Below are 23,479 nucleotides of genomic sequence, written 5' to 3' on the forward strand. Positions count from 1 at the left end.
AATTCACGACCTTCGTAGGAGATCGCGGACGGCCGTCCTGTCGACCTTTCCGGGACCTCGCAACGGCAGTTCTTCGGTGAATTCGACCCGTTTCGGGGCGGCCGCCGCACCGGCCGCGTCGCGGCACGCCGCTCGCAGCGAGTCGACGTCGCAACCAGCGCCGACGACGAGTGCGACGACCGCTTCGCCCCACTCGGGATCAGGTACCCCGACCACGCACGCGTCGCGGATTCCGGGCTGCGCGGTCAAGATCCTTTCGACCGCCGCGGCGGCCACCTTCACCCCACCGGTGTTGATCATGTCGTCGATCCGCCCGAGGATCTCCAGACGTCCATCGGGTGACAAACGGCCGCGGTCGGAAGTGCGGAACCGGCCTCCTGCGAAGGACTCCGAAGTCAGGTCAGGTCGCAGTCGGTAGCCGTGCGCGAGCACGTCACCGGTGATACAGACCCGCTCGTCCTCGAGTTCGACGTGTACTCCATCCAGCGGTACGCCGTCGTAGACGCAGCCGCTGGCGGTCTCGCTCATGCCGTACGCGGGCACGATCTTCACGCCCGCTCCGGCAGCGCGCTCCCGTAGTTCCGTGGTCGTCGCCGCGGCGCCGACGATGATCGCGTCGAACGCGCGGGCCGCGGCCAGTCCAGGGCCACCCGCGTCGAGCAGCCGCCCCAGCTGGGTCGGGACGAGCGCGGTGTAGCGCGGCCCGTCCAGCGAGAGGAGTGGCGCGGCGGCTTCGGCGAAGTCGTCCGGCCGGAAACCGGAGGCGTGCAGTACCGACGGCGTCGTCCCGGCCAGCAGTGAGCGGACCAGTACCTGGAGACCGCCGATGTACTGCGCCGGGGTCGCGAGCAGCCAGTGCCCCGGTCCGCCGAGCCGCTCGTGGGTGGCGCGGGCCGACGCGGCCAGCGCGGCGGCCGAGAGCAGGACGCCCTTGGGCTCGCCGGTGGACCCCGAGGTGGCGATGATCACCGCCGTCCCGGGTTCGGCCGGGAGTGTCGGTTCCATCGCGTCTCGCAGGGCCTCCGACGCGTAGGGGAGGACGGCCGGGCCGCCACCGAGCGCCTCGGTCAGTGCCGAGGTCAGCTCGGTGATCGACTCCGGACTCCCGTCCACCCCGACCGCACGCATCCCGCCACCCTATGCCCGCAATTCGTCCTCTAGTTGCGGTGGTTCGTGTTACCAACTACCGCAACTAGAGGACGAAACGCGGGGTGGTCAGTAGTAGTAGGGGAACGCGGAGAAGTCGGGGGAGCGCTTTTCCAGGAAGGCGTCGCGGCCTTCGACGGCCTCGTCCTGCATGTAGGCCAGCCGGGTGGCTTCGCCCGCGAAGAGCTGCTGGCCGACCAGGCCGTCGTCGGTGAGGTTGAACGCGTACTTCAGCATCCGCTGCGCCGTCGGCGACTTGCCGTTGATCGCCCACGCCCAGTCCAGCGCCTCGGTCTCGAGGTCCGCGTGCGGGACGGCGGAGTTGACCGCGCCCATCGCCAGCATCTGCTCGGCCGTGTACTCGCGGCCGAGGAAGAAGATCTCCCGCGCGAACTTCTGCCCGACCTGCTTGGCGAGGTACGCCGAGCCGTAGCCGCCGTCGAAGGAGCCGACGTCGGCGTCGGTCTGCTTGAACCGCGCGTGCTCGGCCGAGGCGAGCGTGAGGTCGCACACCACGTGCAGCGAGTGCCCGCCACCGGCGGCCCACCCCGGGACCACCGCGATGACCACCTTCGGCATGAACCGGATCAGCCGCTGGACCTCGAGAATGTGCAGCCGCCCGGCCCGCGCCGGATCGATCGTGTCCGAGGTCTCCCCGTCCGCGTACTGATACCCGGAGCGTCCGCGAATACGCTGGTCACCACCGGAACAAAACGCCCAGCCACCGTCCTTCGGTGACGGGCCGTTGCCGGTGAGCAGGACGCAGCCGACGTCCGAGCTCATCCGCGCGTGGTCGAGCGCGCGGTACAGCTCGTCGACGGTGTGCGGACGGAAAGCGTTGCGGACCTCGGGACGGTCGAACGCGATGCGCACGACACGTTTGCCTGAGCGGCTCTCAGAGGAGCGGTGATAGGTGATGTCGGTGAAGTCGAAACCTTCGACTTCCGTCCACAAGGCGGGGTCGAACAGCTCGGAAACCTGGGCGTCATCCACGTTTGGGAGAATAGGACGTGTGGCCGTGAGTCGTAGTGTGAAATCCGAGGTCTGCCGGTGAATCCTTCCACCGCGCAGGCCAGGGTCATCGTCGACGAACTCGTTCGCAACACCGTCTCGCACGTCGTGCTCTGCCCCGGCTCTCGCAACGCCCCGCTGTCGATCGCGCTCTACGACGCGGCGGCCGCCGGGCGCCTCCAGCTGCACGTCCGGATCGACGAACGCGGCGCCGCGTTCCTCGCCCTCGGCATCGCCGCGCGCACCGGCCGTCCGGTGGCCGTGCTGTGCACTTCGGGCACCGCGGCCGCGAACTTCCACCCCGCCGTGCTGGAGGCCGACCGCGCGGGCGTCCCGCTGATCGTGCTCACCGCCGACCGCCCGCCCGAGCTGCGGGCCGCCGGTGCGAGCCAGGTCATCGACCAGCATCAGCTCTACGGCAACGCCATCCGCTACTTCGACGAGCTCGCCGTCGCCGAACGCCGTGCCGGGCAGAACTCGTACTGGCGTGGCCAGATCTGCCGTGCCTGGAACGCCGCGTACGGCGAATGGCGCTGCGGGCCGGTGCACCTGAACATCCCGTTCCGCGAGCCGCTCGTGCCGGACGTTTCCGGCGGGGCCGATGACGAAGAGTGGTACGAGTCACTCGAAGGGCGTCCCGACGGCGCCCGGTGGACCGAACTTCCCGACTTCGGCGCGCTTCCCTCGTTCGTGGTGCCCTCGGCTCGTTCCGGCCTGGTCATCGCGTGCGACACCGGTGTGCAGGCGGCCAGTGAATGGGCCGAGCTGCACGGCTGGCCGGTCGTGTCCGAGACCGGCGGTATCGGGCTGGCCGGTGCGACGGCGATCTCGTCCGGCGCCTGGCTGCTCGGCGTCGAGGAGTTCATCTCGCGGCACAAGCCCGAACAGGTCCTGTGCATCGGCCGTCCCACGGTGTTCCGGCAGGTCCAGCGGGTCCTGTCCGATCCCGACGTCGAGGTGCTGCTGGTCCGGCCCGATTCGGACTGGCCCGCGCCCGCGCACAACGTCCGGCAGGTCGGCCAGTGGTTCGACGAGCCGACCAAACCGGCCGATCCGGAGTGGCTCGCCAGCTGGCAGCGCGCGGACAAGGCGGCGTCCTCGGCGGTGGCCGAGGCGCTGGCCGTCGAACCGTGGCCGAGCGGGCTGCGCCTGGCCCGTGAGTTGATCGACGCGGTCCCGGAGGGGTCGCTGCTGGTCGTCGGCTCGTCCAACCCCACCCGCGACGTCGCGCTCGCCGGACGGCTGCGGCCGGACGTCCTCGTGCACCGCAACCGCGGTGTCGCCGGGATCGACGGCATGGTCTCGACCGCGATCGGCGCCGCGACCGTCCACAGAGGACATTCGTACGCCCTGCTCGGCGACCTCACGTTCCTGCACGACGCGAGCGGCCTGCTGACCGGCCCCGCCGAGCAGCGTCCCGACCTGACGATCGTGGTCCTCAACGACGACGGCGGGGGCATCTTCTCCCTGCTGGAACAGGGCGCGCCCGAGCACAACGCCAGCTTCGAACGCGTCTTCGGCACACCGCACGGCGCCGATCTCGGCGCGCTGTGCGCGGGCTACCGCGTCCCGCACCTCGTCGCCGAGACGCTCACCGAGTTCCGTGCCGCGCTGAAGCCCGCGCCGGGTCTGCGGGTGGTCGAGGTCCGGGTGGACCGAACGCGCCACCGGGAGCTGCACGCGCGCCTCCGTACGGCGGTGTCGTCGGCCGTGCGGGCTGTCTAGCCGATTTCCGTCTCAGTCCAGAGGCTAGGAACCCCTCCTTCGGCTGTGTCTTCGAGATGATCGTCTGGCTACGTTCAAGCGCGCTGACAAATCCTGGGAGGATTCGCAATGCGCTTGAAGACTCGCGCCGGCTTCGCCGGATTGACCGCGGGCGTCGTCTCGGTGCTGCTCGTGGGCTCCGCGGCCGCCGCACCCGCGCCTGGTTCGATCGGCGTCGGCGACCCGTACTACCCGCACGCCGGCAACGGCGGCTACGACGTCGCTCACTACGACCTCCGGCTGACCTACCAGCCGTCCACCGACCTGCTGTCCGGCGCCACGACCGTCCTGCTCACCGCGACGCAGGACCTCTCGGCGTTCAACCTCGACTTCGGGCTGAAGGTGTCGAGCGTCCGGGTCGACAACCGGCCCGCGAAGTTCGCGACGTCGACCGACGGCACCGGTGAGCTGACCGTCACGCCGGCGACGCCGCTGAAGAAGGGCCAGACGGCGACCGTCGTCGTGGCCTACGCGGACACGCCGTCGAAGGTGAAGATCGACGGCTTCACCGCGTGGAAGAAGACCCCGGACGGCGCGCTGGCCGTCGACGAGCCGCAGAGCGCGGCCTGGTGGTTCCCGTCCAACGACCACCCGACCGACCTGGCCACCTACGACGTCTCGGTCGAGGTCCCGAACGACGTCGCGGCGCTGTCCAACGGCTCGCTCGTGCGCAAGACGGTGCAGCGGCCCGGCTGGACGCGCTGGAACTGGCGCAGCACCAAACCGCAGGCGACTTATCTCACGTCGCTGGAGGTCGGCAAGTTCGAGGTGAACGAGCAGACCACGCCGGACGGCAAGCCGTTCATCACCGCCTACGGCGCCGACCTCGGCGAATCCCTCGGCGCGGCCAAGGCCAGTGTCGAGCGGACGCCGGAGATCACCGAGTTCCTCGCCTCGAAGTTCGGTCCGTACCCGTTCGAGGCGCAGGGCGGTGTCGTCACCACCGGCATCACCTTCGCGCTGGAGAACCAGACTCGGCCGGTGTACGGCGCCAGGGCGTTCCGGTCCGGCTCCAACACCTCGGTCGTCGCGCACGAGCAGGCGCACCAGTGGTTCGGTGACAGCGTCACGCTCGGCAAATGGAGCGACATCTGGCTGAACGAGGGCTTCGCCTCCTACGGCGAGTTCCTGTGGTCGGAGGAGACCGGCGAGGGCACGGCCGACGAACTCGCCCAGTACATCTACGACTCCGTGCCAGCCGAGGACCCGTTCTGGCAGGTCCTGCCCGCCGACCCCGGTGAGCCGAACCAGTTCCACGCGGCCGTCTACGACCGCGGCGCGCTCGCGGTGCACGCGTTGCGCAAGGCCGTGGGTGACGACACGTTCTTCCGGATCCTGCAGACCTGGCAGCAGGTGAAGAAGGCCAAGTCGGCGGTGATCGGAGAGTTCATCGCGCTGGCGGAAAAGATCTCGGGCAAGCCGTTGTATGACCTGTTCCAGACCTGGCTGTACACCAAGGGCAAGCCGTCGGTCAGTCCTAACGGGACCCCGGGGGCCACACTTCGGGCCGCTTCCGTTCCGGTGGCGCCGAAGTCCTACCCGCAGATCAAGGCGACGCACGAATTCCTCGCCGAGCGACACGCCCACTGACGGGTAGCGCTACGCTCGCGTCGTGACGGCCAAAGCGGAGCGAGTGAGGCGCATCGGGTGGTTTGCCGCCCTCGTTGTCGCCTCACTCGTCACCGTGCTCGGCGTCTCGCTGCTGTTCGCCGCCCTCCGCAACGACAGCTCGATCGAAGCGGAACTCGGGCAGGCGACCGCGCAGGTCGAATCGGTCACGTTCGACCGCACGATCATCAACTACGCCACCCCCGACGGCATCGTCCACAGCCCGGCCAACGGCGTGCTCTACCCGGCCGGGCTGGCCGCCGGGCAGCTGGTGAACATCGAGTACGACGTCGGCGACCCCGAACTCGCGCGGGTGGCGGGCCGCTCGGCGGCGAACACCCTGCTGCCGCTGGGCAGCATGATCTTCTTCACCTGGCTGGTCGCCGGACCGCTGCTGTGGTGGATCCGGCGGCAGCGGCTCGCTTACCGGCGTTCGCCGGCCGTGTCGTCCGTCTGATCACGCGTGATGGGCGGGACGACTCGCGTGATCAGACGGCGAACTCAGCCGACCGAAGCCTGCCACCAGCCCAGTACCTCGTCGGCCACTCCCGGAGCCGCGACCAGCAGGGCGTCGACCGGCAGGGCCGAGTCCTCGCCGTGCCGGTCCAGCACCACGGCACCCGACTCGATGGCCAGCGCGACCGAACCCGCCACGTCCCACTCGCGGTAGTTGTGCAGCACCGCCGCGGCCGCGTGCCCCAGCGCGACCTGCGCGATCGCCAGCGCCGCCGATCCCAGCACCCGGACCCCGGCGTGCGCGGCGGCGGCCCGTTCGATGAACTGGCCCATCCCCGGCCAGACACCTTTGCGCGTGAGTTCCGTGCAGACGATCGCCCCGGCGGTCCCGCGCCGGTCGGTCAGCCTGATCGGCTTGCCGTTCGCCCTGGCCCCGCGGCCGCGCGCGGCGGCGTAGATCTGGGCGCGGTACGGGTCCGCGACGACGCCGACCACCGGCCCCGAAGCGTCGATCAGGGCGAGGCTGTACGCGCACCAGGGGACGCCGGCGACGTAGTTGGCGGTGCCGTCGACCGGGTCGACCACCCAGCGGTATTCGGCGACGTCGGCACCGTGGTCGGCGCCGAATTCACCGCCGACGACGGGGATGCCGGGGAACTCCGCGGTCAGCACGCGGCGGGTGTGCCGTTCGAGGATCCGGTCCGTGTCGGTGACCCAGTCGAAGGGTGAGTCGTTCGGATCCGGATGGGCGCCCCGGCCCGCGGTCGCGGTGATCACGTCGGTCGCGTCGTTGGCCAGCCGCCCGGCCACTTCGAGGGCCCTCGACAGCAACCCGGGCTCGACGGGTTGCGGCGGCCTTGACGACAGAAGGGTCATGCCTGCCTAGTGTGGCCGAAACTGGTTTCCGGAACACGACCTTGAGATGACATGTCGTCTGTTCCGTTTTTGTTGGCGTGGGCGTCACAACCGGATGCGAAGGTGAGCATCGTGCGAGTCGCGATAGTCACCGAAAGTTTCCTGCCCCAGGTGAACGGCGTGACCAACTCCGTGCTCCGCGTCGTGGAACACCTCCGCGACCGCGCGCACGACGTGCTGATCATCGCCCCGGGGCCGGGCCCCGGGGAGTACCTCGGCGCCCCGGTCGTGCGCATTCCCGCCCTCGACTTCCCCGGGGTGAACTCCCTCCCGGTCGGCGTGCCGACCAGGACGGTGCTCACCGCGCTGGCCGATTTCGGGCCGGACGTGGTGCATCTGGCGTCGCCGTTCGTGGTCGGCGCCCGCGGTCTCGCCGCGGCCAGACGGCTGCGGGTGCCGTGCATCGCGGTGTATCAGACCGACATCGCCGGTTTCGCCGCCGCGTACGGCTTCGGCCTCGCGGCCCGCGCGGCCTGGCGCTGGGTGCGGCGGCTGCACTCGCGGGCCGACCGCACGCTCGCGCCGTCGTCGGATTCGGTGGAGCAGCTGAAACTGCACGGCATCCCGCGGGTGCACCGCTGGGCGCGCGGTGTCGACATCGAGCGGTTCTCGCCGGTACACGCCGATCCCGCGTTGCGGGCCGAGCTGGCGCCGAACGGCGAGCTGCTGGTCGGTTTCGTCGGCAGGCTCGCGCCCGAAAAGGAGGTCGAGCGGCTGACCGCGCTCGCCGGGGTCGACGGGATCCGCGTGGTCGTCGTCGGCGACGGGCCGGAACTGCCGATGCTGCGCGAGCGGATCCCGGCTGCCGCGTTCCTGGGCGCCCGGTACGGCGAAGAGCTTTCCGCCGCGTACGCGAGCCTCGACGTCTTCGTCCACACAGGACCGCACGAGACGTTCTGCCAGGCCATCCAGGAGGCGATGGCGTCCGGGTTGCCGGTGCTCGCGCCGAACGCGGGCGGCCCGAAGGACCTGGTCCTGCCCGGCCGCACCGGCTACCTGCTGCCCGCCGACCGGGCTGGCTTCGCGACGGCGCTGGTGGACATGGTGAACGACCTGCGTGACGACGCGCTGCGCGCCAGGCTGGGGGAGAAGGCGCGCAAGGTCGTCCTCGGCCGCACGTGGCCTGCGGTCTGCCACGAACTGGTCGGCCACTACGAGGCCGTTCAGGGCAAAGTCGCGCGCGCGGCCTGACATGCACATCGTCCAGCCGGCCAACTTCTACGGCCACGCTCGGGCGGGCTGCGGACGGCGTTGCACCACCTCGGCGCCGGTTACGTGGCGAGCGGCCATCAAGTGACCCTCGTGGTGCCAGGACGGCGCTACGCGGACGAGACGCTGCCTTCGGGCGTCCGCCGGTTTTTCCTTCCAGCGCCGCAGATCCCGGGCACGGGCGGCTATCGCGCGGTCGACCCGCATCGCGTTCGCGCGGTGGTGAAACGGCTGGAACCGGACAGACTGGAGGTGTCCGACAGGCTCACGTTGCGCGGCATGGGCGGGTGGGCGCGGCGCAACGGCGTACCCAGCATGGTGATCTCGCGGCGTGTCCCGCTCGGCGTCGACCTCACGACGTTCGCCCCGGCCCGCCGCGACGACGGCTGGCGGCACACGCTGTCCGGCGACGCGGACGCGCTGATCGTCCACTGTGGACGCCTCTCGCCGGAGAAGCACGTCGAGCGCAGTGTGGACACCGTCGCCGAGCTGACCGAGGCAGGGCACCGTGTGCGGCTCGTGATCGCGGGCGACGGACCCCGCCGTCGGGCGCTGGAACGTCGGGCGCGCGGGTTGCCGGTGACCTTCCTCGGCTTCCTCTCCGGACGCGGCGACGTCGCGCGCCTGCTGGCCGGCGCCGACGTCTCCCTCGCGCCCGGTCCACACGAGACGTTCGGGCCGGCCGCGCTGGAGGCGCTCGCTTCGGGGACGCCGGTGGTGGTCTCGGCGTCGTCGGCGCTGCGGGAGATCGTGCGACCCGGCTGCGGCGAGGCCGTCGACGATCACGCCCCGGCGTTCGCGGGCGCCGTCACCGGATTACTGGAGTGCCCCGAGGACGCTCGGCGTGCGGCGGCACGGGCCCGCGCGGAGGAATTCGCCTGGCCACGAGCGGTGCAGGGGATGCTCTCCGCGCTCACTTGATCACCCCAAGATCATTTGTATCCAATTTGTACAACCGGCCTTCATCGTCCCCTCAGCCATCGAGCGAGAGGACGGCACGTGAGGTTCGAAGTACTGGGCACGTTCGGCATCTCTTCCGGTTCGCGGTCGGTCCCCTTGCGGGGCCGGATGAGAAGAACGCTCCTCGGGGTGCTGCTGGTCCGGGCGAACACCTTCGTGCCGGTGGACGTGCTCACCGAGGCGCTGTGGGAGAACCGGTGGGAGCCGCGGGCGGTGCCGAAACTGCACTGGCACGTCCACAAGCTGCGGCAGGCCCTGCCCGAGGGCGACCGGCTCGGCTTCGACCACGGCGGCTACCGGCTGGCGGTCCATCCCGGCGAACTCGACGTCGAGACCTTCGAGACGCTGGGAAGTCAGGCACTGAAATCCGCCGACCCCGCACAGCGCGCCTCGCTGATCCGGCAGGCCCTCACCCACTGGCACGGCGCGCCCTACGAAGGCCTGGACGTCCCGCTGCTGTCGGACGAGACGATGCGCCTCTCGGAGCACCGCCTTGTCCTGCTCGAAGAGCTCTACCAGGCCGAACTGAACCTCGGAAGGTACGCGAGCGCGGCCGTCGAGCTGGCGGATCTGGTGCGGCGGCATCCGTTGCGGCAGCGTGCCCAGTACCTCCTGATGGACGCTCTCTGGCGAGCCGGGCGCACCTCCGACGCCCTGTCCGCGTACCGGCGCGCGCGCCGGGTCTCGATCGATCAGCTCGGCCTCGAACCGGGGCCGGAACTGCGCTTGCTGGAGCGGCGGATCCTCGCCGGTGGAGTCGCGGGGGCCGGTGCGCACCGTGCCCCGGCGTTGCTCGACCGGACCAGGTGAACCTACGGGGCATCGCTTTGCTCCCGCTTGGCCGACGTGTCTCAGGACCTCGGGGTTAGGGTTCGAGGCATGTCCCGAGCGAGTCTTGACAAGGATCCGCACGAAGTCGCCGCCATGTTCGACGACGTCGCGGACGGCTACGACCGCGCGAATTCGTTCATGACCTTCGGCTTCGACCGCCGCTGGCGCACCACCACCGCGCGGGTGCTGGACGCCGTGCGCGGCGAGAAGGTGCTGGACCTCGCGGCGGGCACCGGCGTGTCCACCGTCGAGTACGCGCGCAACGGGGCTTGGTGCCTGGCCGCGGACTTCTCGGTCGGCATGCTCAAGGCGGGCAAGCACCGCGGCGTCCCGATGGTCGCCGCCGACGCGTTGAAGCTGCCCTTCGCCGACGGCAGCTTCGACGCGGTGACCATCTCGCTCGCGTTGCGGAACTTCGTCGACACCAAGGCCGCGCTCACCGAGATCGCGCGAGTGGTCAAACCGGGCGGCCGTCTGGTGATCTGCGAAGTGTCGACGCCCACATTCCCGCCGATCCGGTTCCTGCACCGGAAGTTCATCGCGAAGCTGCTCACCTGGGTCGGCAGCCGGACCTCGTCGAACCCCGAGGCCTACTCCTACCTGGCCGAATCCATGCTGGCGTGGCCGGATCAGCGGGCACTGGGCGAGATCATCGCGAGCGCCGGATGGACCGAGGTGGAGTGGCTGAACCTCACGTTCGGCGTCGTCGCCATCCACCGTGCCAAGAAGCCCGCATAAACTCGCGGACATGACCCGTCGCAACGCTGACCACGACGCCGAAGTCATCGTCGTCGGTGCCGGACCGGCCGGCTCCACCGCCGCCACGTACCTCGCCCGCGCGGGCGTCGACGTGCTGCTGCTGGAGAAGACCGAGTTCCCGCGCGAGAAGGTGTGCGGCGACGGCCTGACCCCGCGCGGCGTCAAGCAGCTCATCGACCTCGGCATCGACACCAGCGAGGACGCGGGCTGGGTGCACAGCCGAGGCCTGCGCATCCTCACCGGCGAGCTGACGCTGGAACTGGACTGGCCGGACCTGACCAGCTACCCGCCGTACGGCGTTTCGCGTACTCGTCAGGACTTCGACGACCTGCTCGCGAAGACCGCGGTCAAGGCGGGCGCGCGGCTCTACGAGCGCACGACCGTCACCGGTGCGATCACCGGCCCGACCGGCCGCGTGATCGGCGTCGAGGCGAAGGTCGGTCCGGAGAAGACGCCGGTGAGCTACCGCGCTCCGCTGGTCCTGGCCTGCGACGGCGTCTCCGCGCGGCTCGCGCTGAGCGTCGGCATCCAGAAGAACGAGAAGCGCCCGATGGGTGTCGCCGTCCGGCAGTACTACAAGAGCCCGCGCCACGACGACCCGTTCATCGAGGGCCACCTGGAGCTGTGGGACCGCTCGGACCCGCGCGAGGAGAAGCTGCTGCCCGGCTACGGCTGGGCGTTCCCGCTCGGCGACGGCACGGTGAACGTCGGCCTCGGCATGCTGTCGACGTCGGCCGCGTTCCGCGGCACCGACTACCGCGCGCTGCTGCGCCAGTGGCTCGACGGGACGCCCGAGGAATGGGGCTACCGCGAGGAGAACGCCATCGGCAAGGTCGGCGGCGCCGGTCTGCCGATGGGCTTCAACCGCACCCCGCACTACCGCGACGGCCTGCTGCTGCTCGGCGACGCGGGCGGCATGGTCAGCCCGTTCAACGGTGAGGGCATCTCGGCCGCGATGGAGTCCGCGCAGCTGGCGTCGGAGTTCGTCGTGCAGGCCCTGGCGCGGCGCGAAGGACCGTCGCGTGAGCGGGCGCTGGAGGGCTACCCGCGCGCGGTCGGTGAGCTGATGGGCGGCTACTACCGGCTCGGCAACGTGTTCGCGAAGCTGATCGGGAAGCCGAAGATCATGCACGCCGCGACGAAGTACGGACTGCGGATCAACTCGATTCTTCCGCTGGTCTACAAGGGACTCTCGGGCTGCTACGACGCCAAGGGCGGGGACGGCGTGGACCGCCTGATCGCCGCGCTGGCCCGCGCCACCCCCACTCCGCGCTGACGCTCGCGTATTCGCAGCTGATCTGGGAAACCCCCTGCTGTCAGTGTCCCCAATGTGGCATTGGGAACACTGAGCGTGTCCAATGCGGCATTGGGGGCGGCGGCTACCGGGCCTCTGCGGCTCACGGCTCGCCCGACCGACTTGAGACCCTGCGTCGAGCGCGGCCGAGCAGGTCGCGAAAGCCACTTTCGCGACGTCTGACGTCCCGAAAGTGGCTTTCGCGACATAGCCTCACCCACCCGCACCCTCGCTTCGCGAAGGACGCCAAGCCCGCATCGCATGCGGAAGGCTCCTTCCACCCCGTCTGACGCGGGCAAAGTCCCCTTCAGCCGCTGGGAGACGTCCGCAAGTAGTCCTCTAGTTGCGGGGTTCGCGACACGTCTGGACCAATCGCCAGGTGTTCCGGGCAGTGGTATCGGTCACAGGACAGAACCGGTCAAAACCCGCATCGGAGTCGATCTTGGGGGCGACGTCGCAGGTCATCGGTGTCGCGCGTCGGAATTAACCGTGCTGGCCGTATGGTCAAGTTAGGGTCGCCTTATAGCACGGGGGCTAGGGACAAGAATGTGAGTCACGTCCTACACTCCCCCCATGCTTTGTGAATCGCTTCACATCCTCGACGGGAGGCTTGTGAACTATTTCACAAGCAAGGGGGCCGTCATGCACGGCCCGTAAGGGTTGCCTAACCCTCGGCGGTGTGACCCAGGTGACTTAGGGTGCCGGTCGAGGGAAGCGGTGAACCCCGACTCGAAAACCGCAGCGGCGCGGAAAGGATGGCGAAAACCCCGTGCTGATGTTGCCCGTGCTGACCCAGGCAGGCACCCCTTCGGTGCCCAACCTGAACATGTACCTCCCCTTGGTCCTCTTGTTCGTCCTCGCTCTCGGCTTCGCGGTGCTCTCGGTGCTGCTCGGCCCGCTCGTCGGCCCGAGCCGCCCCAACCGGGCGAAGACCGCGGCCTACGAATGCGGTATCGAACCGTCGCCGCAGCCGGTCGTCGGCGGCGGCCGGATGCCGGTCGCGTACTACATCACCGCGATGCTGTTCATCCTGTTCGACATCGAGATGGTCTTCCTCTACCCGTTCGCGGTCTCCGCGGACGCGCTGGGCATGTTCGGCCTGGTGGAGATCGTGCTGTTCATCGCGACGGTCGGTTTCGCGTACGCCTACGTATGGCGTCGCGGCGGCCTGGATTGGAACTAGAGAAGCATGGGCCTCGAAGAAAAACTCCCCAACGGCATCCTTCTCGCGAGTCTTGAAGGCCTGGTCAACTGGGCGCGCAAGAACTCGATGTGGCCTGCCACCTTCGGTCTCGCCTGCTGCGCGATCGAGATGATGACCGTCGGCGGTTCCCGGTACGACATCGCCCGCTTCGGCATGGAGCGCTTCAGCGCGACGCCGCGCCAGGCGGATCTGATGATCGTCGCCGGCCGCGTCACGCAGAAGATGGCGCCGGTCCTCCGCCAGATCTACGACCAGATGGCCGAGCCCAAGTGGGTGCTGGCGATGGGCGTCTGCGCCTCGTCCGGCGGGATGTTCAACAACTACGCCGTGGTGCAGGGTGTCGACCACATCGTCCCGGTCGACATGTACCTCCCCGGCTGCCCGCCGCGCCCCGAGATGCTGCTCGACGCGATCCTGAAACTGCACGCCAAGATCCAGGACGAGCCGATCAACGCCCGCCGCGCCGCGATCCGCGCCGCCAGTGGTGAGCGCACCGAGCTGATCGCCTCCTCGATCAAGTACGCGAAGAAGTGAGCGACGTGCCCGAAGACAACGCAGAAACCCCGGAGACCGGCGGCGAGCAGTCCAGCGCCGACCGGCCCGAAGGCGGCTTGGAGCCGCAAGGTGTCCGCCCGGCCGAACCGGTCGTCACCGGTAAAGAGCGCCAGGGCATGTTCGGCGTGCACGGCACCGGTGACACCTCCGGTTACGGCGGTGTCCGCCTCCCCGCGTTCAGCCCGCCCCCGGCGGAACGCCCGTACGGCGGCTGGTTCGACGAGTTCGCCGACGAGTTCTACGCGGCCTTGGCGGACAACAAGGTTCCGGCGAGCGCGGTCCTGCAGACCACGGTCGACCGCGGTGAGATCACCTTCTACGTCGACCGCGAGCACCTCGTCGAGATCGCGCGGACCCTGCGCGACGACACCGGTCTCCGATTCGAGCTGCTCAGCTCGGTGTCCGGGGTCGACTACGGCGTCGACGTCCCGCAGCGGCTGCACTCGGTCTACCACTTCACGTCGATGACCTACCGCCGCCGCATCCGGCTGGAAGTCACTCTCGACATCGAGGACCCGCACGTCCCGTCGCTGGTCGGGCTCTACCCGACCGCCGACTGGCAGGAGCGGGAGACCTGGGACATGTTCGGCATCGTCTACGACGGTCACCCCGCGCTGACCCGCATCCTCATGCCGGACGACTGGGACGGCCACCCCCAGCGCAAGGACTACCCGCTCGGCGGGATCCCGGTCGAATACAAGGGCGCGGAGATCCCGCCGCCGGATCAGCGGAGGTCGTACTCGTGAGTACCGAAAACCTCTCCGACGTCACGACGGGCACCGCCACGGGACCCCAGGGCGCGGACAGCACCGACGACGTCGACTACGCGGACTCCCGTGAGACCACCGAAGGTCGCGTCTACACCGTCTCCGGTGGTGACTGGGAAGACGTCATCGAGGACTCGCGCCACGACGAGCGCATGGTCATCAACATGGGCCCGCAGCATCCGTCGACGCACGGCGTGCTCCGGCTCGTGCTGGAGATGGAGGGCGAGACCGTCACCCAGCTCCGCTCGGTCATCGGCTACCTGCACACCGGGATCGAGAAGAACTGCGAGTACCGCACGTGGACCCAGGGCGTCACCTTCGTGACGCGCATGGACTACCTCGCGCCGCTCTCCACCGAACTCGCGTACTGCCTCGGCGTCGAGAAGCTGCTCGGCATCCAGGCCCCGCGCCGCGCCGAACTGCTGCGCGTGATGCTGCTGGAGATCAACCGCATCGGTTCGCACCTGGTCTACATCGCCACCGGCGGCATGGAACTCGGTGCCACCACCGCGATGACGCTCGGCTTCCGTGAGCGCGAAGAGGTCCTGCACCTGCTGGAGCACCTCACCGGTCTCCGGATGAACCACGCGTTCATCCGCCCCGGCGGCCTCGCGCAGGACATGCCGGACGACTACCAGGAGGTCGTCAGCGCGTTCGTCAAGACGATGGACGAGCGGCTTCCCTTGTACGACAAGCTCTTCACCGGTCAGCCGATCTGGCGCAACCGGCTCAAGGGCGTCGGCTACCTGCCGGTGGACGCCTGCCTCGCGCTCGGTGTCACCGGCCCGGTGCTGCGCAGCGCCGGTCTCCCGTGGGACCTGCGCAAGACCGAGCCGTACTCCCGCTACGACGAGTTCGAGTTCGACATCCCGACCTCGACCGACGCGGACTGCTGGGCGCGGTACCTGATCCGCGTCGAGGAGATGCACCAGAGCCTGCGGATCATCAAGCAGTGCCTGAAGAAGCTCGAGCCGGGCCCGGTCATGGTCGAGGACAAGAAGGTCGCCTGGCCCGCGCAGCTCTCGCTCGGCAGCGACGGCCTCGGCAACTCGCTCGAGCACGTCCGCAAGATCATGGGCCAGTCGATGGAATCGCTGATCCACCACTTCAAGCTGGTCACCGAGGGCTTCAAGGTCCCGGCGGGTCAGGTGTACACGACGGTGGAATCGCCGCGCGGCGAACTCGGCGCGCACCTCGTGTCCGACGGCGGCACCAGGCCGCTGCGGGTGCACGTGCGCGAACCGAGTTTCGTGAACCTGCAGTCGATGCCCGCGATGGCCGAAGGCGGCCTGGTGGCGGACGTCATCGCCGCCATCGCCTCGATCGACCCCGTCATGGGGGGAGTGGACCGTTGAGCACCCAGCCCGGAACGACACCGACACCCGAGCCCGGCACCAACCTGGCCGAGCAGACCCACATCGCCGCCGGTGGCGACGTCGACGTGATCGCGATCGCGCCGGATTCCGCCGAGGCGGCAGGGATCCTGGAGAACGCGAAGCTCGAAGACATCTTCGACGCCGACACCTATGCCAGGGCGCAGAACCTGATCTCGCGCTACCCGCAGTCGCGCTCGGCGCTGCTGCCGCTGCTGCACCTCGTGCAGTCGGTGCAGGGTTACGTGAGCCAGGAAGGCATCGCCTTCTGCGCCGCACAGCTGGACCTGTCCGACGCCGAAGTCAGCGCGGTCGCGACGTTCTACACCATGTACAAGCGCCGCCCGTGCGGCGAGCACCTGGTGAGCGTCTGCACGAACACGCTGTGCGCGGCCATGGGCGGCGACGCGATCTACAAGAAGCTCCAGACGCACCTCGGTTCCGAGGAGAAGCCGCTGGGGCACAACGAGACCGCGGGCACGCCGAACGAGCCCGGCTCGATCACCCTCGAACACGCCGAATGCCTCGCTGCCTGTGACCTCGCCCCGGTCATCCAGGTCAACTACGAGTACTTCGACAACCAGACCGAGGACAAGGCCGTCGCACTGGTCGACGCGTTGCAGGCGGGCAAGAAGCCCGCCCCGACGCGCGGCGCGCCGCTGAGCAGCTTCAAGGGCGCCGAACTGCAGCTCGCCGGGTTCTTCCCCGACGACGCGCAGCAGTACCGCACGGACGTCGACGGTCCTTCGCAGGCCGTCGAAACCCTGCGGGGCGCGCAGGTCGCACAAGATCGCGGCTGGACGGCACCCGCCATGCAGGACGTCGCATTGCCGGAAGTGGAGAAAAGGTAATGGCAGACCCCATCACTCCGGTCCTCACGAAGCGCTGGCTTTCGCCCAACTCCTGGACGATCCAGTCCTACGAAGCCCTCGAGGGCTACACCGCGATCCGCAAGGCGCTCAAGGGCACTCCCGAGCAGATCGTGCAGCTGGTCAAGGACTCCGGCCTCCGCGGCCGGGGCGGCGCGGGCTTCCCGGCGGGCATCAAGTGGTCCTTCATGCCGCCCAACGAGGACAAGCCGCACTACCTGGTCATCAACGCCGACGAGGGCGAGCCGGGCACCTGCAAGGACATCCCGCTGATGATGGCGGACCCGCACTCGCTCATCGAGGGTTGCATCATCGCCTCGTACGCGATGCGTTCGCACCACTGCTTCATCTACGTCCGCGGCGAGGCGCTGCACTGCATCCGCCGTCTCAACGCGGCCGTGCGCGAGGCCTACGAAGCGGGCTACCTCGGCCCGAACATCCTCGACTCCGGATTCGGCCTCGACATCACCGTGCACGCGGGCGCCGGGGCGTACATCTGCGGCGAGGAGACGGCGCTGCTCGACTCGCTGGAAGGCCGTCGTGGCCAGCCGCGGCTCAAGCCGCCGTTCCCGGCCGCCGCGGGTCTCTACGCCGCGCCGACCACGGTGAACAACGTCGAGACGATCGCCAGCGCGCCGTACATCATCAACGGCGGGTCCGACTGGTTCCGTCAGATGGGCCGCGAGAAGTCGCCCGGCCCGAAGATCTACTCGATCTCCGGCCACGTCGAGAAGCCCGGCCAGTACGAATGCCCGCTCGGCACCACGCTGCGCGAGCTGCTGGACATGGCGGGCGGCATGAAGGACGGCGTCCCCCTGAAGTTCTGGACGCCGGGTGGTTCGTCCACGCCGATGTTCACCAAGGAACACCTCGATGTTCCGCTGGACTTCGAGGGCGCGGCGGAAGCCGGGTCGATGCTGGGCACGACGGCCGTGCAGGTCTTCAACGAGACCGTTTCCGTGCCGTGGGCCGTGATGAAGTGGACGCAGTTCTACGAGCACGAGTCCTGCGGCAAGTGCACGCCGTGCCGCGAGGGCACGTACTGGCTGGCGCAGATCCTGGAGCGCATGGTCGAGGGCAAGGGCACCGAAGAGGACATCGACACCCTCCTCGACGTCTGCGACAACATCCTCGGCCGGTCGTTCTGCGCCCTCGGTGACGGCGCTGTCTCGCCGATCCAGAGCGGGATCAAGTACTTCCGCGAGGAGTTCCTCGCGTTGTGTCAGACGAACAAGCGCGAACTGGTGGGGGCGCAGGCATGACGATCGCACCCGACAAGCCCGAAACGTCCACAAAGGACATTCCGGTCCCCGAAGGCCACGTCAAGCTGGTCATCGACGGTGAAACGGTCATCGCGCCCAAGGGCGAGCTGCTGATCCGCACCGCCGAACGGCTCGGCACGGTCATCCCGCGCTTCTGCGACCACCCGTTGCTCGACCCGGCGGGCGCCTGTCGCCAGTGCCTGGTCGAGGTCGAAATGGGTGGCCGTCCGATGCCGAAGCCGCAGGCCTCGTGCACCATGACGGTCGCCGACGGCATGGTCGTGAAGACGCAGCTGACCTCGGCCGTCGCGGACAAGGCCCAGCAGGGTGTGATGGAGCTGCTGCTCATCAACCACCCGCTGGACTGCCCGGTCTGCGACAAGGGCGGTGAGTGCCCGCTGCAGAACCAGGCGCTCGCGCACGGCCGCGCGGAGTCCCGTTTCGTCGACACGAAGCGGACGTTCCCGAAGCCGCTGCCGATCTCCTCGCAGGTCCTGCTGGACCGTGAGCGGTGCGTGCTCTGCCAGCGCTGTACCCGGTTCTCCCGCGAGATCGCCGGCGACCCGTTCATCGAACTGCTCGAACGCGGTGCCCACCAGCAGATCGGCACGGCCGAGACCGCGGACGTGCTGGACCTGGCTTCCCGGACCACTTCGGGCCAGCCGTTCCAGTCGTACTTCTCCGGCAACGTCATCCAGATCTGCCCGGTCGGCGCGCTGACGTCGGCCGCGTATCGGTTCCGTTCGCGGCCGTTCGACCTGGTATCCGCGCCGAGCGTGTGCGAGCACTGCTCGTCCGGCTGCGCCGAGCGGACCGACTTCCGTCGCGGCAAGGTCATGCGGAAGCTCGCGGGCGACGACCCCGAGGTCAACGAAGAGTGGCTCTGCGACAAGGGCCGGTTCGCCTTCCGTTACGCCTCCGCCGACGACCGCATCCGCCGTCCGCTGGTTCGCAACGCCGACGGTGTCCTGGAAGAGGCTTCCTGGACCGACGCGCTGCGCGTGGCCGCCGCCGGGCTCACCGAGGCGCGGGACGGCAAGGGTGCCGCGGTGCTGACTGGTGGCCGCTTGACCGTCGAGGACGCCTACGCGTACTCGAAGTTCGCGCGGATCGCCTTGGGCACCAACGACATCGACTTCCGGGCCCGTCCGCACTCGGCCGAGGAGCTGGGCTTCCTCGCGTCGCACGTGGTCGGGACGACGCCGGAGAGCGGTGTCACTTTCGGCGAGATCGAGCGGGCGCGCACGGTGCTGTGCGTGGCATTCGAGCCGGAGGACGAGGCGCCGATCGTGTTCCTGCGGCTGCGCAAGGCGGCCCGCAAGAACCGCACCCGCGTCGTCCACTTGGGACAGTGGACCACCTCCTCGGTCCGCAAGACCTTCGGTGAGCTGCTGGCCTGCGCGCCGGGCGCCGAGGCCGCCGCGATCGACGGCATCGCGCAGCACGCGCAGGACGTCGACCAGGCGCTTTCGGCTGAGGGTTCGGTGATCCTCGTCGGCGAGCGTGCCGCCGAGGTCCCCGGCCTGTTCTCGGCCCTGCACCGGCTGGTGGAGCGCACCGGCGCCCGGCTCGCGTGGATCCCGCGTCGCGCGGGTGAACGCGGTGCCCTGGCGGCGGGCGCGACGCCGACGCTGCTGCCCGGAGGCCGTCCGGTCACCGACGCCGAGGCTCGCTCCGAGGTCGAAAAGGCTTGGGGCGTCACGCTGCCCGCTGAGCCTGGCCTGGACACCACCGGCATCCTCGCGTCGTTGGACCGCGGTGACCTGGCCGGTCTGGTCATCGGCGGGGTCGATCCGTACGACCTGCCCGACCCGGAACTCGCCCTGAGCGCGTTGCGCAACGCGGCGTTCGTGGTGAGCCTCGAACTGCGGCACAGCGCGGTCACCGAGCACGCGAACGTCGTCCTCCCGATCGCCCCGGCGGTCGAGAAGGCGGGCAGCTACCTGAACTGGGAAGGCCGCCGCCGCGAGTTCGCCGTCACCCTCGAAGGCACCGGCGCCCTGCCGGACTGCCGGGTGCTCGACACCCTCGCCGTCGAGATGGACGCGGACATCTTCACCCAGACCCCGGCCGCCGCTGCCGCCGATCTCGCCAAGCTGCCGGCGAATGTTATGAACGGTCCGTTCATAACAGATTCTGTTATGAACGGTCCGTTCATAACACGTCCGGAGCCCACCAACGGCCAGGTCGTCCTCGCCACCTGGCGCCAGCTGATCGACAACGGTTCGCTGCAGGACGACGAACCGCACCTCAAGGGCACGCAGCGCGAGGTCGTCGCCAAGCTCTCGGCCAAGACCGCCGAAGGACTGGGCGGCACCGTGAAGGTCTCCACCGAACGCGGCTCCATCACGCTGCCGATCGAGGTCGCCGACCTGCCGGACGGCGTCGTGTGGCTCCCGGGCAACTCCGACGGCTCGGCCGTCCGCGCCTCCCTCGGCGCGGGACACGGCTCCGCCGTCACCCTCACCGGAGGTGAGAAGTGACTCCGTTGCTCAGCCAGATGCCGGACGCCGCCGAGCGGGCGGCGCTGCTGGCGGACGACCCGTTGTGGCTGATCCTGATCAAGACGGTCGTCATCCTGCTGATCGGCCCGATCCTGACGATCTTCCTGATCGTCTGGGAGCGCAAGGCCGTCGGCCGGATGCAGAACCGGCCCGGCCCCAACCGGGTCGGGCCCGGCGGCTACCTGCAGTCACTGGCGGACGCGATCAAGCTGCCGTTCAAGGAACAGATCATCCCGGACACCGCCGACCGCAAGGTGTACTTCCTCGCGCCGGTGATCTCCGCGGTGCCGGCGCTGATCGCGCTGGCGGCGATCCCGTTCGGCCCGGTGGTCTCGATCTTCGGTGAGCGCACCACGCTCCAGCTCGTCGATCTGCCGGTCGGCGTGCTGGTGATCCTCGCCTGCTCCTCGATCGGCGTGTACGGCTTGGTGCTGGCCGGCTGGTCATCCGGTTCCCCGTATCCGCTGCTCGGTGGACTGCGAAGCGCGGCGCAGGTGATCTCCTACGAGATCGCGATGGGCCTGTCCATCGTGGGCGTCATCCTCTACGCGGGTTCGATGTCGACCTCGCAGATCGTCGAATCGCAGCAGACCGGCTGGTACTTCTACCTGCTGCTGCCGAGTTTCGTGATCTACCTGATCTCCATGGTCGGTGAGACCAACCGTGCCCCGTTCGACCTCCCCGAGGCCGAATCCGAGCTGGTCGGCGGTTTCCACACCGAGTACAGCTCGATGAAGTTCGCGATGTTCTTCCTCGCCGAGTACGTCAACATGGTGATCGTTTCGGCGTTCGCGACCACGTTGTTCCTCGGTGGCTGGAAGTTCCCGTTCGTCGGCGCCGAGCACGCGCTCAACCAGGGCTGGCTCCCGCTGCTGTGGTTCACCGCGAAGCTGTTCATCCTGCTGTTCGGCTTCATCTGGCTGCGCGGCACGCTGCCGCGGCTGCGGTACGACCAGTTCATGCGGCTGGGCTGGAAGGTCCTGGTGCCGGTCAACCTGGTCTGGATCGTGGTGATCGTCTCGGTCCGCGCGATCAAGAACTCGGGCGGGCTCTCCACCCCGCAGATCCTCATCGGCGGCGGCGCGCTCATTCTCGTCGTCGTCATCCTGAGCTTGTTGCTGCCGGACAGAAAGGTTCCGGACGACGATTACGTCCCGGTGACCGGTGGCGGGTTCCCGGTGCCGCCGCTCGACCTCCAGGTTCCGGACAAGACTCCGCGTCAGAAGGCCCTCGAGAAGGCCGAAGCCCGGGCGGCCAAGCGCAAGCCCGCGACGGTTTCCAGTGGAAGGGAGGCCGGCGATGGGGATGTTTGATCCCATCAAGGGTTTCGGTGTCACCTTCGGGATGATGTTCAAGAAGGTCGCCACCGAGGAGTACCCGGAGGCCGGCGCCCCCGCCGCTCCGCGCTATCACGGCAGGCACCAGCTCAACCGGCATCCGGACGGGCTGGAGAAATGCGTCGGCTGCGAGCTGTGCGCGTGGGCCTGCCCGGCGGACGCGATCTTCGTCGAAGGCGGCGACAACACCGAAGAGGCACGTTTCTCGCCCGGTGAGCGCTACGGCGCCGACTACCAGATCAACTACCTGCGCTGCATCGGCTGCGGGTTGTGCGTCGAGGCCTGCCCGACCCGGTCACTGACGATGATCAACTTCTACGAGCTGGCCGACGACGACCGGCAGCGGCTGATCTACACCAAGGAAGACCTCCTCGCGCCGCTGCTGCCCGGTATGGAGCAGCCGCCGCATCCGATGCGGCTCGGCGAGAACGAGCAGGACTACTACGTCAACGGCCCCGAACTCGCGCGCAAGCAGCCCACCGGGGCCACCGAAGCGGAGGCCGTCCAGTGATCACGGCTTTCCTCGCCCAGACGGACGTTTCGGCCGGGGTCACCACCGGCGAGACCATCGCCTTCTGGGTGCTCGGCCCGCTCGCGCTGCTCGGCGGGCTCGGGATGATCTTCTCCCGCAACGCCGTGCACTCGGCGCTGTGGCTGGTGCTCACGATGCTGTGCCTCGGCGCGCTGTACATGATCCAGCAGGCGCCGTTCCTCGGCTTCACGCAGATCATCGTCTACACCGGCGCGATCATGATGCTGTTCCTGTTCGTGCTGATGATGGTCGGCAGGGAGAGTTCCGACTCGGTCGTCGAAGTCCTTCGCGGGCAACGGGTCATGGCGACCCTGCTCGGTATCGGCGTCGGCGGGCTGCTCGCGGCGGGTCTCGCCCGTTCGCTGGCCAACGTCACCCCGGCGCTGCCGCTCGACCCGGCGAACCTCGACGGCGGCGGCCCCGGTGGCCTGGGACGGCTCATCTTCACCAAGTACCTGTTCCCGTTCGAGCTCACTTCGGCGCTGCTGATCACCGCCGCGCTCGGCGCGATGGTGCTCGCCTTCACCGACCGCCACGCCAAGGGCGGCAAGAAGTCGCAGAAGGAACTCGTCATCGACCGGTTCACCGGCAAGCACGACCGGCCTTCGCCGCTGCCCGGCCCGGGTGTCTTCGCGACCGCCAACTCGATCGCCACCCCGGCGCTGCTGCCGGACGGCTCGATCGCCCCGGAGTCGCTCTCGGACATCATCGAGTCCACGTCGGCCTCCCGGCTGGAAAACGAGCGCAAGCAGGTCGCCGGAACCGAAGACGCTGTGGGCCCGCACGCGCTCGTAGGTAAGAAAGAAGGGGACGAGGAATGACCCCGACGTACTACCTGCTCCTGTCCGCGCTGCTGTTCACCATCGGCGCGGTCGGGGTGCTGGTGCGCCGTAACGCGATCGTCGTGTTCATGTGCATCGAGCTGATGCTGAACGCGGCGAACCTGTCCCTGGTCACGTTCGCCCGGATCAACGGGACGCTCGACGGCCAGGTGATGGCGTTCTTCGTGATGGTCGTCGCCGCCGCGGAGGTCGTGGTGGGGCTGGCGATCATCATGGCGATCTTCCGCACCCGGCGCTCGGCCTCGGTCGACGACACCAACCTGCTGAAGTACTAGGAGCAC

Annotated in this window: 21 protein-coding genes and 1 pseudogene; 19 read left to right on the forward strand and 3 right to left on the reverse strand. The window is 68.9% G+C overall.

The features are described 5' to 3' along the window. Positions 1 to 3: 3 nt before the first annotated feature. Together menE and BS329_RS28425 are read right to left on the reverse strand one after the other, a co-directional pair. Positions 4 to 1,128 (reverse strand): o-succinylbenzoate--CoA ligase, encoded by a 1,125-nt coding sequence (menE, locus tag BS329_RS28420; protein WP_076164272.1) that lies wholly within the window; start codon positions 1,126 to 1,128, stop codon positions 4 to 6. An 87-nt stretch (positions 1,129 to 1,215) separates the two neighbouring features. Continuing rightward, a complete protein-coding gene (locus BS329_RS28425) occupies positions 1,216 to 2,139 on the reverse strand; it encodes a 1,4-dihydroxy-2-naphthoyl-CoA synthase (RefSeq protein WP_076164273.1) in 924 nt (307 codons plus the stop codon). Positions 2,140 to 2,196: 57 nt separating this feature from the next. On the opposite strand from BS329_RS28425, the gene menD reads away from it, so the two are divergent. The 3 genes from menD to BS329_RS28440 all read left to right on the forward strand — a co-directional run bounded on the left by menD (position 2,197) and on the right by BS329_RS28440 (position 5,986). After that, positions 2,197 to 3,882 (forward strand): 2-succinyl-5-enolpyruvyl-6-hydroxy-3-cyclohexene-1-carboxylic-acid synthase, encoded by a 1,686-nt coding sequence (gene menD, locus BS329_RS28430; protein ID WP_076164274.1) that lies wholly within the window; start codon positions 2,197 to 2,199, stop codon positions 3,880 to 3,882. Positions 3,883 to 3,990: 108 nt separating this feature from the next. Continuing rightward, positions 3,991 to 5,511, forward strand: coding sequence for a M1 family metallopeptidase (locus BS329_RS28435; RefSeq protein WP_076164275.1), 1,521 nt, complete (start codon positions 3,991 to 3,993; stop codon positions 5,509 to 5,511). A 22-nt stretch (positions 5,512 to 5,533) separates the two neighbouring features. Continuing rightward, entirely contained in the window at positions 5,534 to 5,986 is a 453-nt protein-coding gene (locus tag BS329_RS28440; RefSeq protein WP_076164276.1) for a DUF3592 domain-containing protein, read from the forward strand. A gap of 44 nt (positions 5,987 to 6,030) precedes the next feature. On the opposite strand, the gene BS329_RS28445 is transcribed toward BS329_RS28440, so the two are convergent. After that, a complete protein-coding gene (locus tag BS329_RS28445; RefSeq protein WP_076164277.1) occupies positions 6,031 to 6,861 on the reverse strand; it encodes an inositol monophosphatase family protein in 831 nt (276 codons plus the stop codon). A gap of 111 nt (positions 6,862 to 6,972) precedes the next feature. On the opposite strand from BS329_RS28445, the gene BS329_RS28450 reads away from it, so the two are divergent. From BS329_RS28450 to nuoK, 16 genes and pseudogenes are all read left to right on the forward strand, one after another. Continuing rightward, positions 6,973 to 8,091 carry a glycosyltransferase family 4 protein gene (locus tag BS329_RS28450; protein WP_208619285.1) on the forward strand — a complete coding sequence of 373 codons (1,119 nt, stop codon included), beginning with the start codon at positions 6,973 to 6,975 and terminating at the stop codon, positions 8,089 to 8,091. Between the two features lies 1 nt (position 8,092). Then, positions 8,093 to 9,030: pseudogene (locus BS329_RS28455) on the forward strand (glycosyltransferase). Between the two features lie 78 nt (positions 9,031 to 9,108). Beyond that, a complete protein-coding gene (locus BS329_RS28460) occupies positions 9,109 to 9,879 on the forward strand; it encodes an AfsR/SARP family transcriptional regulator (RefSeq protein WP_076164279.1) in 771 nt (256 codons plus the stop codon). A 69-nt stretch (positions 9,880 to 9,948) separates the two neighbouring features. Continuing rightward, positions 9,949 to 10,638: a class I SAM-dependent methyltransferase gene (locus BS329_RS28465; protein WP_076164280.1), complete on the forward strand. Its 690-nt coding sequence runs from the start codon at positions 9,949 to 9,951 to the stop codon at positions 10,636 to 10,638. Positions 10,639 to 10,648: 10 nt separating this feature from the next. Beyond that, a complete protein-coding gene (locus BS329_RS28470) occupies positions 10,649 to 11,935 on the forward strand; it encodes a geranylgeranyl reductase family protein (protein ID WP_076164281.1) in 1,287 nt (428 codons plus the stop codon). Positions 11,936 to 12,728: 793 nt separating this feature from the next. Next, complete coding sequence (locus BS329_RS28475) at positions 12,729 to 13,136, forward strand: NADH-quinone oxidoreductase subunit A (protein ID WP_076164505.1); 408 nt, start codon at positions 12,729 to 12,731, stop codon at positions 13,134 to 13,136. Between the two features lie 6 nt (positions 13,137 to 13,142). Next, positions 13,143 to 13,691 (forward strand): NuoB/complex I 20 kDa subunit family protein, encoded by a 549-nt coding sequence (locus BS329_RS28480; RefSeq protein WP_005151847.1) that lies wholly within the window; start codon positions 13,143 to 13,145, stop codon positions 13,689 to 13,691. A 5-nt stretch (positions 13,692 to 13,696) separates the two neighbouring features. Then, positions 13,697 to 14,458, forward strand: a complete 762-nt coding sequence (locus BS329_RS28485) for an NADH-quinone oxidoreductase subunit C (RefSeq protein WP_076164507.1) — start codon at positions 13,697 to 13,699, stop codon at positions 14,456 to 14,458. Next, complete coding sequence (locus tag BS329_RS28490) at positions 14,455 to 15,834, forward strand: NADH-quinone oxidoreductase subunit D (RefSeq protein WP_076164282.1); 1,380 nt, start codon at positions 14,455 to 14,457, stop codon at positions 15,832 to 15,834. Before BS329_RS28485 ends, BS329_RS28490 begins: the two co-directional genes overlap by 4 nt. After that, positions 15,831 to 16,703: an NADH-quinone oxidoreductase subunit NuoE gene (nuoE, locus tag BS329_RS28495; RefSeq protein ID WP_076164283.1), complete on the forward strand. Its 873-nt coding sequence runs from the start codon at positions 15,831 to 15,833 to the stop codon at positions 16,701 to 16,703. Before BS329_RS28490 ends, nuoE begins: the two co-directional genes overlap by 4 nt. Then, entirely contained in the window at positions 16,703 to 17,983 is a 1,281-nt protein-coding gene (gene nuoF / locus BS329_RS28500) for an NADH-quinone oxidoreductase subunit NuoF (protein WP_076164284.1), read from the forward strand. Before nuoE ends, nuoF begins: the two co-directional genes overlap by 1 nt. Further along, positions 17,980 to 20,466, forward strand: coding sequence for an NADH-quinone oxidoreductase subunit G (locus BS329_RS28505; RefSeq protein ID WP_076164285.1), 2,487 nt, complete (start codon positions 17,980 to 17,982; stop codon positions 20,464 to 20,466). The genes nuoF and BS329_RS28505 overlap by 4 nt, the downstream gene beginning before the upstream one ends. Then, positions 20,463 to 21,800, forward strand: coding sequence for an NADH-quinone oxidoreductase subunit NuoH (gene nuoH / locus BS329_RS28510; RefSeq protein WP_076164286.1), 1,338 nt, complete (start codon positions 20,463 to 20,465; stop codon positions 21,798 to 21,800). Before BS329_RS28505 ends, nuoH begins: the two co-directional genes overlap by 4 nt. Next, positions 21,787 to 22,335: an NADH-quinone oxidoreductase subunit NuoI gene (nuoI, locus tag BS329_RS28515; RefSeq protein ID WP_076164287.1), complete on the forward strand. Its 549-nt coding sequence runs from the start codon at positions 21,787 to 21,789 to the stop codon at positions 22,333 to 22,335. The genes nuoH and nuoI overlap by 14 nt, the downstream gene beginning before the upstream one ends. After that, positions 22,332 to 23,177 (forward strand): NADH-quinone oxidoreductase subunit J, encoded by an 846-nt coding sequence (locus tag BS329_RS28520; RefSeq protein ID WP_076164288.1) that lies wholly within the window; start codon positions 22,332 to 22,334, stop codon positions 23,175 to 23,177. The genes nuoI and BS329_RS28520 overlap by 4 nt, the downstream gene beginning before the upstream one ends. After that, positions 23,174 to 23,473 carry an NADH-quinone oxidoreductase subunit NuoK gene (gene nuoK, locus BS329_RS28525; RefSeq protein ID WP_076164289.1) on the forward strand — a complete coding sequence of 100 codons (300 nt, stop codon included), beginning with the start codon at positions 23,174 to 23,176 and terminating at the stop codon, positions 23,471 to 23,473. The genes BS329_RS28520 and nuoK overlap by 4 nt, the downstream gene beginning before the upstream one ends. Positions 23,474 to 23,479: the final 6 nt, after the last annotated feature.

The organism is Amycolatopsis coloradensis (assembly GCF_001953865.1).
Classification (GTDB): Bacteria; Actinomycetota; Actinomycetes; order Mycobacteriales; family Pseudonocardiaceae; genus Amycolatopsis; species Amycolatopsis coloradensis.

Bases quoted from the DNA above. Each gene is read 5' to 3' on its own strand.
- BS329_RS28435 (WP_076164275.1), top strand. From the start codon at position 3,991: ATGCGCTTGAAGACTCGCGCCGGCTTCGCCGGATTGACCGCGGGCGTC.
- nuoI (WP_076164287.1), top strand. From the start codon at position 21,787: ATGGGGATGTTTGATCCCATCAAGGGTTTCGGTGTCACCTTCGGGATG.
- BS329_RS28465 (WP_076164280.1), top strand. From the start codon at position 9,949: ATGTCCCGAGCGAGTCTTGACAAGGATCCGCACGAAGTCGCCGCCATG.
- BS329_RS28475 (WP_076164505.1), top strand. From the start codon at position 12,729: ATGTTGCCCGTGCTGACCCAGGCAGGCACCCCTTCGGTGCCCAACCTG.
- BS329_RS28505 (WP_076164285.1), top strand. From the start codon at position 17,980: ATGACGATCGCACCCGACAAGCCCGAAACGTCCACAAAGGACATTCCG.
- nuoF (WP_076164284.1), top strand. From the start codon at position 16,703: ATGGCAGACCCCATCACTCCGGTCCTCACGAAGCGCTGGCTTTCGCCC.
- BS329_RS28445 (WP_076164277.1), bottom strand. From the start codon at position 6,861: ATGACCCTTCTGTCGTCAAGGCCGCCGCAACCCGTCGAGCCCGGGTTG.
- nuoK (WP_076164289.1), top strand. From the start codon at position 23,174: ATGACCCCGACGTACTACCTGCTCCTGTCCGCGCTGCTGTTCACCATC.
- BS329_RS28480 (WP_005151847.1), top strand. From the start codon at position 13,143: ATGGGCCTCGAAGAAAAACTCCCCAACGGCATCCTTCTCGCGAGTCTT.
- menE (WP_076164272.1), bottom strand. From the start codon at position 1,128: ATGCGTGCGGTCGGGGTGGACGGGAGTCCGGAGTCGATCACCGAGCTG.
- BS329_RS28470 (WP_076164281.1), top strand. From the start codon at position 10,649: ATGACCCGTCGCAACGCTGACCACGACGCCGAAGTCATCGTCGTCGGT.